Here is a 9,908-nt window from a genome sequence, read left to right on the forward strand (position 1 = left end):
CGCCATGCAGGAAAACAAAACGCTTTCCCGCGCGGAATGGCTGGATAAGATCTTCGGCACGCCGGTGTTCGCCGTGCTGCTGGCCATCTTCTGCAATGTGCTGTGGGGCTCGGCCTTTCCCTTCATCAAGCTGGGCTACCGGCTGTTCTCCATTGAGACCAGCAACACCGCGTCCATCTTCTGCTTTGCCGGTGTGCGGTTCATGCTGGGCAGCTTTCTGGTCCTGCTGGGCAGTGTGCTGCTGCAAAGCCGGGTCCCCCGTCTGCCCCGGGGCAAGGTCGCGGCGGAGTGCTGTGCGCTGGGCCTGTGGCAGACCACGTTTCAGTACGCCTTCTATTATATCGCTGTTGCCATGCTCACCGGTGCCTTTGGCGGCATCCTGAACAGCACCCAGAGCTTTCTGGGCGTTATCTTTGCCCACTTCATCTACGGCAACGCCGACCGCATGACCCCTGCCAAAACGCTGGGCTGTGTCATCGGCTTTGCGGGCGTGCTCATCGGCACGCTGGGCAACCACGGCAGCGGCAGCGGCTGGGGCGTGTTCTGCATGATGACGGCCACCGTCATCTTTACCCTGTCCGGCCCGTGGAACAAATCCGTGACCAAAAAAGCAGACAGCTTTGCCGTCTGCTTCATCAACCTGTTCGTGGGCGGTCTGGCACTGTTTGTGCTGGGCGCGGTCATGGGCGGCAGTCTCCATGTGCAGAACGCACTGGCGGCGGTGGTCATGCTGTATCTGGCCTTCATCTGCGGGGCAGGCTATGTGCTGTGGGCCCTGCTGATGAAGAACAACCCGGTCAGCCGCATTGCCATCTTTGGCTTCGTGAACCCGGTGGTCAACGTGCTGCTGAGCGCCGTGCTCAACGGCGAACCCCTGTTCCGCTGGCAGTATCTGGCGGCGCTGGTGTTCGTGTGTGTGGGCATCTGGCTGGTGAACAAGGCCCCCGCCAAAAAGGAGGGCAAATGACCGGCCCCATTTTTGACACCCACGCGCACTACAGTGCCCGCGCCTTTGACGCCGACCGCTATCCCCTGCTGGACAGCCTGCCCGGTAAAGGCGTGGTGGGCGTGTGTGAACAGGCCACCCACTCCGGGGATGCACCCCGGGTGCTGGAGCTGGCGCACCGCTACCCGTGGGTGGTGGCCGCCGTTGGCATCCATCCGGAAAGCCTGCTGCCCGCCGCCGACTGCGGCGAGGAAGGCCCGGCTCCTACGGTCTCGGTCTATGGCGGCGACTGGGCCGCCGAGATGCGTGCCCTGATGCCCTGTTATGCCGACCCCAAGGTGGTGGCAGTGGGGGAGTGCGGGCTGGACTACCACTGGCCTGTGCCCAAGGACGCCCAGCTGGCCATGTTTGAGGCACACATCCAGCTGGCGCTGGAGCTGGACAAACCCATCATCGTGCACGACCGCAATGCGCACGCCGATGTTTACGCCCTGCTCAAAAAATACCAGCCCAAGGGCATCGTCCACTGCTATTCCGGCAGTGCCGACGACGCGGTGTGGCTGGCAAAACAGGGACTGTTCATCGGTTTTGGCGGGGCGTGCACCTTCAAGGGTGCCAAGCGGGCGGCAAAGGCCATCAGTGCCCTACCGCTGGAAAGCATCGTGCTGGAGACCGACTGCCCCTACATGGCACCGGAGCCGGTACGCGGCACCCGCTGTGACAGCTCCCTCATCCGCTATGTGGGCGAGTATATCGCCCAGCTGCGGGGCATCTCTGCCGAAGAGGTGTTCCGCACCACAGCCGAAAATGCCCGCCGGGTATACGGGCTGTGATCCGTTTTTCGCAAGTTGCACAGGTTTTTCTCTGTGCTTCTGTATAAATCAACAATCAAAATCCAAACTGTTATAAGGAGAACCTACCATGAAAGCACGTATTCCTAAGCACCGCGAGTTCATCATCAACTTCCCCGACAGCATCGACCAGAACAAGGCCAACGAGGGCTGGGCAAAGCTGCAGCAGATCGTTGAGGACTACAAGAAGGCCCACAACGGCGCTTCCGTCTACGCTCCCACCTTCATCGAGGACTGCGAGGCCGAGGTGAAGAAGCTGCAGGAAGAGTACGGCTTCGAGTACACGGTCGAATACGTTCAGTAATTTCTGATATTTAAAATCCCCTCTGTGCATCTGCGCAGGGGGGATTTGCTGTTTCAGGGGAAGCCGCTTTTTCCCTGCGGTGTGCTCCCGCAAAAATACAGCCCCGGCAGACTGCATGGTCTGTCGGGGCTGTGCTTTCCTGTCCGGGTCACTTTTCCACTTTACTCAGCAGGATGCGGTCATTGTCCAGATTCTTGCCGGCATTCTCGCGGAACTTTTCAAGCAGGTCGTCCACGGTCATCCGGCTGCGTTCCTCGCCCTTCACGTCAAAGACGATGCGGCCGGAATCCATCATCAGGGTGCGGTTGCCCAGCTCCAATGCCTGATGCATGTTGTGGGTGACCATCAGGCAGGTGATCTTCTTTTCGGCCACGATGCTCCTGGTCAGCTCCAGCACCTTTTCGGCGGTGGCGGGGTCCAGCGCTGCGGTGTGCTCGTCCAGCAGCAGCAGCTTGGGGGTGACCAGCGTTGCCATGAGCAGGGTCAGCGCCTGCCGCTGACCGCCGGAGAGCAGTCCCACCGGCTGCTTCATCCGGTCCTCAAGGCCCATATCCAGCAGCGCCAGCTTTTCGCGGAACACTTCCTTGTCCTTGCGGGAGATGCGGGAGAAGATGGCGTGGGGCGCAGTGCCGGCACGCAGATAGGCCAGCGCAAGGTTTTCCTCAATGGTCATGTTGGGTGCGGTGCCCTTGAGCGGGTCCTGAAACAGGTGGCCGATGACCTTGCTGCGCTGGTGCTCCGGCTCAAAGGTGATATCCTGTCCACCCAGCAGGATGCTGCCCTCGTCGGCGATGAAGCCGCCGGTGATGGCGTTGAACAGGGTGGATTTGCCCGCACCGTTGGAGCCCACGATGGTGGCGAAATCCCCGGCTTCCATGTGCAGGCTGACGCCGTTCAGGGCCACTTTTTCATTGACCGTGCCGGGGTTGAAGGTCTTGTGCAGATCGTTCAGCTGAAGCATTTCCATCTTACTTTCCCTCCTTGCCGGTAGTCACGCGGCGGCGGCAGGCCCCATGCTTGCGCTGCTCAAAGGCGATTTTTTCCTTGATGGCCGGCATCGAAATGGCAATGGCCACGATGATGGCAGACACCAGCTTCATGGCGGCGGCGGGCACATTGAAGCGCAGGGCCACAGCCACGATAAAGCGGTACAGGCAGCTGCCGAACACCACGCCGATGATGCGGCGCGGCATGGTGCGCTTGCCGAGCAATGTCTCGCCGATGATGAGGGAGGCCAGTGCGATGGTCACCATGCCGGTGCCCACATTGATATCGCAGCTCTTCTGATACTGCGCCAGCAGGCCGCCGGAGAGGGCGCACAATGCGCCGGAAACGCACAGGCCCACCGTGATGGTGAAGGCCGGGTTGATGCTGGAAGCACGCACCATAGCAGCGTTGTCACCGGTGGCGCGGATGGACAGGCCCAGCCGGGTGCCGAGGAAGCCCAGCATCGCCGCACCGGCAAGCAGGATCATGGCCAGCGCGATGGCCAGCTTATACCAGCCGCCAAGGAAGCTCAGTGAGCCCTTTGCCAGCGAGAAAACAGTGTCGGTCTTGACCAGCGACATGGTGGAGGAAAAGCCCATCACGGCCAGATTGATGGTGTAAAGGCCGGTGTTGACGATGATGCCTGCCATGATGCTCTCCACGCCAAGCCGGGTCTGCAAAAAGGCCGTGACAAAGCCGGAGCACACACCTGCCGCCATGGCTGCAACAAGTGCCAGAATGGGGTGGCCGGTCAAAGCCACCTGACAGGCTACCGCGCAGCCCAATGTGAAGCAGCCGTCGGTGGACAGGTCTGCAATGTTCAGGATGGAATAGCTCAGGAACAGTGCCAGCGCCACCAGGGCATAGATACAGCCCAGTTCCAGCGCCGTCTGTAGGACGTTGAGCGAAAAGATACTCGCCAGCATGTGTGTGCTCCTTTTATGTTTTTTGAGTGGACGATTTGAAATGGCGTCTGCGGACGCTCCGGTATGCCATTTTCACGGGAGGATTTTATAAACAGAACCTTTCCTCAGAACCGCCAAAAGCTCCCCCTTTCGGGGGAGCTGGCAAAACCGTCAGGTTTTGACTGAGAGGGTTCTTTTTTAAGAGAAGTTCTCTGCCGTGGTCACTTCTACGATCTCGGTGCAGTAGGGCTTGAAGGCTTCCTTCACGGTGTCGAGGTCCAGACCCAGTGCTTCGCAGGTCTCGGTGTTGATGGTGACGATGCCGTTGTCAAAGGTCTGGTACGGCAGGTCTGCAGTGGTCTTGCCCTCGCACAGCAGCTCTGCCACCATATCGGCAGTGGCTTCGCCCAGCTGGACGTAATCCACGCCGTAGCCTACGAACGCACCGTTCAGTGCAAAGCTGTCGGCACCGGTGTAGTGCTGGACGCCTGCCTCAATGAAGGTCTCGTAGATGGACAGCTCTGCGGTCATTACGGTGTTGTCGGTGGGGGTGAACACGGCCTTGACGCCGGAAGCGATCAGGGCCTCGGCAGCCATCTGCACCTCGGCGGTGGTGGTGCCGTTCTTCTCAATGTACTTGATGCCGTTGGCGTCGCAGAAGGCCTTTGCGTCTGCAATGGCCTGGGTGGAGGCATCCTGACTCAGGTCGTACAGCAGGCCGATGGTGTCAATGTCCGGGTTGACGGCAGTGATCAGCTTCATGATGGCCTCGGTGTTCAGTGCGTCGGAGGTGCCGGTGATGTTCTCCTCGCCGTCAAAGCCTGCAGCGGCGGGGTCGGTAACGGCAGAGTAGACAACGGGGATATCGGTATCCTCCACAGCGGCCAGCATGGTTGCGGCGGTGGGGGTAGCCACAGCCACGATCACATCCACGCCGTCACCTACGAGGTCGGCACCGATCTGGTTCAGGTTGGACTGGTCAGCCTGTGCATTTGCGTAGTAGTCGGCGTAGTCGAAGGCAACGCCCTTCTCAGCGCCCAGCTCATCCAGACGGCTCTCCACAGATTCCACGATCTGGTTCAGGGAAGCATGATCCACGTAGTTGACGATGCCCACCTTGAAGGTCTGACCACCCTCCGCTGCGGCAGAAGCGGTGGAAGATCCAGTCACGGTGCTGGAAGCAGCGCCGCCGCAGCCGGTCAGCGCCAGTGCGGAAACGGCGGAAGCAGCCATAGCGGCCTTGAGGAAGCTGCGGCGGGAGATCATGGTAATGTTTTTCATAATAGTAAGCTCCTTTCCCGGAGCGGGCGGCCCATAAATTTTAAATAAAAAGACCCGCTCCCCTTGCGGGACGGGTCTTTGCAATAAAAAACGACCCTGTCCCTGTGTGTTCATCCACAAGGACAGGATCGGTAAAATTCGATTCTGCGGTGCCACCTTGCTTGCCCTGCTTTCCAGACGCAGAGCCTCTCACGGAGAGCCAACACTCCCCTGTCCTGTAACGGAGACTTCCGTCCAAAGCTACTAAGGCTTGCTGCCCGTTTGCCCGGCCCTCGGCGGCCCACGAAGCTCTGCCCCGCTCTCGCCCGTTTTCACTGTCCGGGCTCACTGAAGATGCGCTGTACAGGTTCTCTTCCGCCTCATCGGTTTGATTGCATTATACACTTTATCGGCATAAAGTCAAGAGGAAATTGCAAAAATTTCTTTTTTCTGCGGCATAAAGTCATTCTTCCCTGTGTCAGCTCTGCTTTGTGCGGCGTCTGCGCCAGACAAAGCAGGCCGTGTACGCCAGCCACACCGCAATGCCTCCCAAGGTCAGCGGGCGGCTCAGCCGGATGCCGTCGGGCTGATAGACAAAATTGATGCTGTTTTCCCCTGCCGGGCACAGCACGGCCATCAGGCCCTCGTCCACCTGCAGGATGTCTGTTTCCTGCCCGTTGACATAGGCGGTAAAGCCGTCATCATAGGGCACCGAGAAGAACACAAGGTTCTCTTTTTCCAGCGTGATCTGCGCATGGAAGCCGGAATTGTTCATCTGGAACACACTGGCGGCTGCGGCGCGGCGCTCGCGGCAGTCCTGCACGTAGGACTCATAGTACAGCTCCTCCCGTCTGCCCTCCGGCAGATGGGTGAGGTATTGGCCATAGACCGCAGCATCCTCATCCCGGAGCACCAGTGCGCGCATCAGCAGGTTTGCGCGCGTGGTCTTTGCGGTCTCCTCGTACTCGCTCTCGGTAAGGTAGCAGTCGTAGGTAAAGCCCATGGGCACATAGTTCGTGTTGCGGTACACCGCGTAGCCGTCCTTTGTAAAAGCATGCTCCCAGCCCGCATCGGCTTCGTTCTCAAAGTCGTTCTGCTTTTCCGGCGTGGTGATGAGGTATTCCACGCTCAGCAGACCCCGCAGTGCATAGTTGGAAAGCTCCGGTTCGCTGCGCACATCCCGCTTGACCCCCAGCGCCGGGTAGAAGCTGAGGATGCTGGGCGCAGCGGTACTGCCGAAATACTGCAGACAACTCTTATCCAGCCACATGCCGATGTTATCATGAATCTTGTAGGTGTCGATGCGGTAGTCGCCCTCGGGCAGGTCGTTTTTCAGCAGCAGAGCATTCGTGTCCTGCTCCACAAGGTCGCTGTCGGTATACCACTGGCCGAACTTGCCAATGCCGATGTGCACCACGCTGAACAGGAAGGCAAATACCAGCACCGCCGCTGTCATGCGCTGGGCAAAGCGGCGGTCAGCCCGCCATTTCTGGCAGAGGGCGCGGTACACCAGCAGGCCCAGCAGTCCAAAGCCCAGCACCGCGCAGTACTGACCGGGGTTCTTGAGCACACCGAAGGACCAGCTGCCCGTGTCGCTGTCCTTTACCGGCACCATCGCAAAGGCCACCGTGGCGATCATCAGCCAGCTGATGCCCCGGGCGGGGCTGTCCAGATCGGTGTTGTGATCCTCCAATGCATTGACGGTCATCGCGGCCAGCACCAGCACCGGCATATAGTACCAGCGTGCATAGTAGCTGGAGTTGAGGGCATAGAACGCACTGTTCAGAATGGGGACCAGCGCGAACACCGCACAGGTGCCCACGATGCGCTTTTTGCTGTCGCCGTGCTTTGCCTGCCAGTAGGCCGCAGCACCGGCCAGACTGCACAGCGGCAGATAGGCCGACATACTGGTCCACTTGATGACGCCCTCCGACCAGATGGAGGTGAGGTAGGGCGAATCCGGCGGCATGATCCAGCTGACCAGAATGGCAAGGTACTGCTGCACCTTGCTGTAGGTCAAAAAGCCCCATCCGGAGGAAAGGTCGATGGTGCGCGGGTTCTGCAAAATGGAGAGCACCGCAGGCACCAGCAGGATGCTGCCCATGGCAACGCCCAGAATACTTTCAAAGGCCAGCAGCCCGAACTTTTTTGCCGTCAGCCGGAAGTCTCCTGCGCTGAGCTTGCAGATGAAGTAGATAGCTAAAAACACCACCTGACCGATGAAGAAAAAGTAGTTGTTGACAAGGTTCACCGCCACCCAGAATGCAAACCAGCTGCGACGGTCATTGTAAAGGGCCTCGTCCAGCGACCACAGCAGGTACGGGAACAGCGCCACCACATCCACAAAGTGGTTGAAGAACACGTTGTACACCGTAAAGCCGGAGAAGGCATACAGCACCGCACCCAGCACAGCGTAGTCGATGTTTTTGACGTAGCGGCGCAGATACAGATATGCACCGCCACCCGCCACGGCAAACTTGAGCACCAGAAGCGGCACCATCAGGTAGGGCAGCCACTTCTGCGGGAAGAGCAGCGAGAACCAGAAGAACGGCGAACCGTACAGGTAGAACGAGTAGGCGTTCATGACGCCGCTGCCAAGGTCGGTGGCCCACGAAAAGGTGTTGCGCACCGTGGTGAATGCACTGTCCGGATAGCCGGCACCCTTGACAAAGCCGTTCATATAGCGGTAAAAGCTGATCTGCTGGCTGTTGAAATCACCGGCGTAGTGGAAAAAACCGCCGTCGATGAGATAGAACGGCAGAAAGAACAGCGCCGCCGTCAGGGCGCACAGGCCCACTGTCAGCCAGAATTTATCCTTTTTTTGTTCCAGCAGACGCGGCTGCCGGGCAGTATCAGACCATTCCATGGTTTCCTCTTTTCTCTGCCCCCTGCGGGGCAAAAAGCTCAAATTTTTACGGGAACGGCACCTCGCGCACGTCGTCCGGGTCCAGCCCGGCCTTGCGCTGCTCTTCAAACACGGCGTCGATCAGCTCATCCAGATCTTCCAGACGGGTCAGGGTGCAGCAATAGCGGCGCAGATTGGCCGCCCCCTTCAGCCCCTTCATATAGTGCATGGTCTGGGAGCGGGCCTGCGGCATGGCCACAAACTCGCCCTTCTGCTCCACCATCTCTTCCACCTGACGGCGCAGCGCATTCATGCGGGCCTGCAGGTTCGGTGCCTTGGGGGCAGGCAGGCCCTCGATGGCCGCATTCACCCGCTCGAAGAGCCATGGATCGCCCAGTGCGCCCCGGGCGATCATCACGCCGTCGCAGCCGGTGGCCTGCATCATCCTCACCGCATCCTCTGCCGAATGGATGTCGCCGTTGCCCAGCACCGGCACCCTGACGGCATCCTTCACCCGGGCGATGATCTCCGGGTCGATGCCGGGGGTATACATCTGCTCCCGGGTACGGGCGTGCACCGCAATGAGGGCCGCACCGGCCTGCTCACAGGCCTTGGCACACTCCACGGCAGTGATGTGGTCGGCGTCCCAGCCCTTGCGCATTTTGACGGTGACAGGCCGTTTTGTATTTGCCACAACCTGCTCCACGATGCGCCCGCAGCGGTCCGGGTCCAGCATCAGCTTGCTGCCTGCGCCGCCGGAAACGATCTTGGGGGCCGGGCAGCCCATGTTGATGTCCACAAAATCGAATTCGTACTGCTCCATGGCAGCGGTGGCTTCGCCCATGATCTCGGGCACTTCGCCAAAGATCTGCACGCCATAGGGCGCACCGTTGGGCTCGGCCTTCAGCATGCTGACCGTCTTGTGGTCGCCGTAAACAAGCGCCCGGCTGGACACCATTTCGCTCACCGTAAAGCCCGCACCGTGCTGGGCCATCAGGCGGCGGCAGGGTGCATCCGTAAAGCCTGCCATTGGGCCGAACACCGCCCGATGGGGCAGGATGATATTGCCGATCTTCAAAGGTTCCATGGGTTCTCCTTGTATCTGTTTTGGGGTAAACGATTTTGAATGCGCTCCGCGTTGCTCTGCGCATGTTCAGAGGAAAGATTATTTTTATTTCGCGTTTGTCGCGCTCTGCGGAGCGCTCCAAACGCATTTTCACGGGAGGGGCGTGACGGAAAGAGGCAGTTGCTTTCCATCCATACACCGTAAAAAGGGGCTGTTGCGCCAAATGCTGTGCAACAGCCCCCATGGTTTTATGTTACATCTTCTCGGGCACGTTGATCTTGAACATGGTCAGCACATTGAAGATGACATTCTTGACGCCGATGCACAGGGCCAGACGTGCCTGCTGCACAGCCGGGTCGGCACCCTGAATGCGGCAGTTGCCGTAGAAGCGGTGGAAGGCACTGGCCAGATCAATGACAAAGCGGTTAATGCGGCTGGGGTCGTACTTTTCTGCCGCCATGACGATCTCCTGCGGGAAGGCTGCCAGCATCCGGATCAGATCCATCTCGGAAGGCTCGGTGAGCAGGGTGGCGTCCACCTTCTCGGCACCGGCAAACTGCACGCCCTCGCTCTCCATCTTTTTCAGGATGGAGCAGATGCGGGCATGGGCATACTGCACATAGTACACCGGGTTGTCGTTGTCGGTCTTGACGGCCTGATCCAGGTCAAAGTCGATGCCGCTGCCTGCATCGTGCATATTGAACAGGAAGCGTGCGCTGTCGATGGGCACCTCTTCCAGCAGGT

Annotated in this window: 9 protein-coding genes (1 of these 9 only partly in view); 3 read left to right on the forward strand and 6 right to left on the reverse strand. The window is 59.6% G+C overall.

What is annotated here, in order from left to right:
• Positions 1–4 precede the first annotated feature (4 nt).
• From ACNSPV_RS13445 to ACNSPV_RS13455, 3 genes are all read left to right on the forward strand, one after another.
• Positions 5–967, forward strand: coding sequence for a DMT family transporter (locus ACNSPV_RS13445; protein WP_348582973.1), 963 nt, complete (start codon positions 5–7; stop codon positions 965–967).
• Positions 964–1,779 (forward strand): TatD family hydrolase, encoded by an 816-nt coding sequence (locus ACNSPV_RS13450; protein WP_348582972.1) that lies wholly within the window; start codon positions 964–966, stop codon positions 1,777–1,779. The genes ACNSPV_RS13445 and ACNSPV_RS13450 overlap by 4 nt, the downstream gene beginning before the upstream one ends.
• An 88-nt stretch (positions 1,780–1,867) precedes the next feature.
• Entirely contained in the window at positions 1,868–2,101 is a 234-nt protein-coding gene (locus tag ACNSPV_RS13455; protein ID WP_005944505.1) for a hypothetical protein, read from the forward strand.
• A gap of 148 nt (positions 2,102–2,249) precedes the next feature.
• On the opposite strand, the gene ACNSPV_RS13460 is transcribed toward ACNSPV_RS13455, so the two are convergent.
• The 6 genes from ACNSPV_RS13460 to argS all read right to left on the reverse strand — a co-directional run.
• On the reverse strand, positions 2,250–3,062 hold the full coding sequence (locus tag ACNSPV_RS13460) for an ABC transporter ATP-binding protein (protein WP_348585176.1): 813 nt from the start codon (positions 3,060–3,062) through the stop codon (positions 2,250–2,252).
• Between the two features lie 7 nt (positions 3,063–3,069).
• The gene (locus ACNSPV_RS13465) at positions 3,070–4,014 is read right to left on the reverse strand and encodes an ABC transporter permease (protein WP_339396142.1); all 945 of its coding nucleotides are present in this window, start codon (positions 4,012–4,014) and stop codon (positions 3,070–3,072) included.
• A 177-nt stretch (positions 4,015–4,191) separates the two neighbouring features.
• A complete protein-coding gene (locus ACNSPV_RS13470) occupies positions 4,192–5,274 on the reverse strand; it encodes an ABC transporter substrate-binding protein (RefSeq protein WP_348582970.1) in 1,083 nt (360 codons plus the stop codon).
• Positions 5,275–5,731: 457 nt separating this feature from the next.
• On the reverse strand, positions 5,732–8,119 hold the full coding sequence (locus ACNSPV_RS13475) for a YfhO family protein (protein ID WP_348582968.1): 2,388 nt from the start codon (positions 8,117–8,119) through the stop codon (positions 5,732–5,734).
• Between the two features lie 46 nt (positions 8,120–8,165).
• Positions 8,166–9,185, reverse strand: coding sequence for a tRNA dihydrouridine synthase DusB (gene dusB / locus ACNSPV_RS13480; protein WP_348582967.1), 1,020 nt, complete (start codon positions 9,183–9,185; stop codon positions 8,166–8,168).
• 232 nt (positions 9,186–9,417) lie between these two features.
• Positions 9,418–9,908 carry the 3' end of an arginine--tRNA ligase gene (argS, locus tag ACNSPV_RS13485; RefSeq protein WP_348582966.1) on the reverse strand. Its footprint extends 1,324 nt past the window's final position, so 491 of the gene's 1,815 nt are visible here — the last part of the coding sequence; its start codon lies beyond the right edge, outside the window; its stop codon occupies positions 9,418–9,420.

The organism is Faecalibacterium sp. 3 (assembly GCF_048323735.1).
Taxonomy (GTDB): Bacteria; Bacillota; Clostridia; order Oscillospirales; family Ruminococcaceae; genus Faecalibacterium; species Faecalibacterium wellingii.

Bases quoted from the DNA above. Each gene is read 5' to 3' on its own strand.
- ACNSPV_RS13455 (WP_005944505.1), top strand. From the start codon at position 1,868: ATGAAAGCACGTATTCCTAAGCACCGCGAGTTCATCATCAACTTCCCC.
- ACNSPV_RS13445 (WP_348582973.1), top strand. From the start codon at position 5: ATGCAGGAAAACAAAACGCTTTCCCGCGCGGAATGGCTGGATAAGATC.
- ACNSPV_RS13465 (WP_339396142.1), bottom strand. From the start codon at position 4,014: ATGCTGGCGAGTATCTTTTCGCTCAACGTCCTACAGACGGCGCTGGAA.
- ACNSPV_RS13460 (WP_348585176.1), bottom strand. From the start codon at position 3,062: ATGCTTCAGCTGAACGATCTGCACAAGACCTTCAACCCCGGCACGGTC.
- ACNSPV_RS13450 (WP_348582972.1), top strand. From the start codon at position 964: ATGACCGGCCCCATTTTTGACACCCACGCGCACTACAGTGCCCGCGCC.
- dusB (WP_348582967.1), bottom strand. From the start codon at position 9,185: ATGGAACCTTTGAAGATCGGCAATATCATCCTGCCCCATCGGGCGGTG.
- ACNSPV_RS13470 (WP_348582970.1), bottom strand. From the start codon at position 5,274: ATGAAAAACATTACCATGATCTCCCGCCGCAGCTTCCTCAAGGCCGCT.
- ACNSPV_RS13475 (WP_348582968.1), bottom strand. From the start codon at position 8,119: ATGGAATGGTCTGATACTGCCCGGCAGCCGCGTCTGCTGGAACAAAAA.